Source organism: Planobispora rosea (genome assembly GCF_014648175.1).
GTDB classification, from domain to species: Bacteria; Actinomycetota; Actinomycetes; order Streptosporangiales; family Streptosporangiaceae; genus Planobispora; species Planobispora rosea.
Genome location: NZ_BMQP01000122.1, coordinates 1 through 1273, shown reverse-complemented (window position 1 = coordinate 1273; position 1273 = coordinate 1). Strand labels below are relative to the sequence as shown.

Sequence of the window (1273 nt, the reverse complement as noted above, 5' to 3'; positions counted from 1 at the left end):
CTGCTGTAGATCTTGAGGCGTGGTCGGCAGGACTGGAGGAGCTGCATCAGCGGATCGCACGGCGGTTCGCCCGGGCCGAACCGCGTGAGCGGGTGCTGGCCTACGTGCGGGGCCTGCTGGCGGGCCTGGAGCGCAAGAACGGCTGGACCCTGGCGGAGTTCGCCGGGCAGATCAGCCCCGACGGGATGCAGCGCCTGGTGCGGAATACGATCTGGGATGCCGATACGGTCCGCGACGACCTGCGCCAGTACGTGGCAGAACATCTCGGCGCTCCCGAAGCCGTGCTGATCGCCGACGACACCGGGTTCCTGAAGAAGGGCGTGCGCTCGGCCGGGGTGCAGCGCCAGTACTCGGGCACCGCGGGCCGGACCGAGAACTGCCAGATCGGCGTTTTCCTCGCTTATGCCTCGGCCCGGGGCCGGGCGTTGATCGACCGGGAGCTGTACCTGCCGGCCTCCTGGACCGACGACCGCGCCCGCTGCCGGCAGGCCGGCATCCCCGACCACGTGCCGTTCGCCACCAAGCATCAACTGGTTGTGGCCATGCTCACCCGGGCGATCGAATCCGGGGTGCCGTTTCGCTGGTTCACCGCCGATGAGGCCTACGGCCAAGCCAAATCCCTGCGGTTCTGGCTGGAGCAGCGCGATGTCTTCCACGTGCTGGCCACCCGCCGCAACGACACCGTCGTCAGCATGGCCCTGCGCGAGGAACGCGTCGATGAACTCATCGCCGCCCTGCCGCCGCAGGCCTGGCGGCGCCGCTCGTGCGGCCAGGGCGCACACGGCCCGCGCGTCTACGCCTGGGCGCGGGCGCCGATCCGCCCGCTGCGAGCGGCCGGCCGCGGCCACTGGGTACTGGCCCGCCGCTCCCTGACCGACCCGGACGAGGTCGCCTACTACGTCTGCTACGCCCCCGCCCGCACCACGCTGGAGGAACTACTCAAGGTCGCCGGAGCCCGGTGGGCCATCGAGGAGTGCTTCCAGGCCGCCAAGGGCGAGGCCGGGCTGGACCACTACCAGGTGCGCACCTACACCGGCTGGTACCGGCACATCACCTTGTCGATGCTGGCCCACGCCTACCTGGCCGTCACCGCCGCCCGGGCAAAGGGGGCGGGCCAGCCCCCAGTGCCGACACTCCACCAGACGATCATGATCTCATCCCGCTGACCGTCAACGAAACCCGCCGGCTGCTGGATCGTCTTCTGCTGCAGCCCACCCATTCGGCAGGCCACGTCCTGAGCTGGTCGCGCTGGCGCCGTCGGCGACAAGCCCAA

1 protein-coding gene is annotated in these 1273 nt (G+C 70.5%); it reads left to right on the top strand.

What is annotated here, in order from left to right:
- The first annotated feature begins 32 nt into the window (after positions 1 to 32).
- Positions 33 to 1166 carry an IS701 family transposase gene (locus tag IEZ08_RS39010; protein ID WP_189244244.1) on the top strand — a complete coding sequence of 378 codons (1134 nt, stop codon included), beginning with the start codon at positions 33 to 35 and terminating at the stop codon, positions 1164 to 1166.
- Positions 1167 to 1273: the final 107 nt, after the last annotated feature.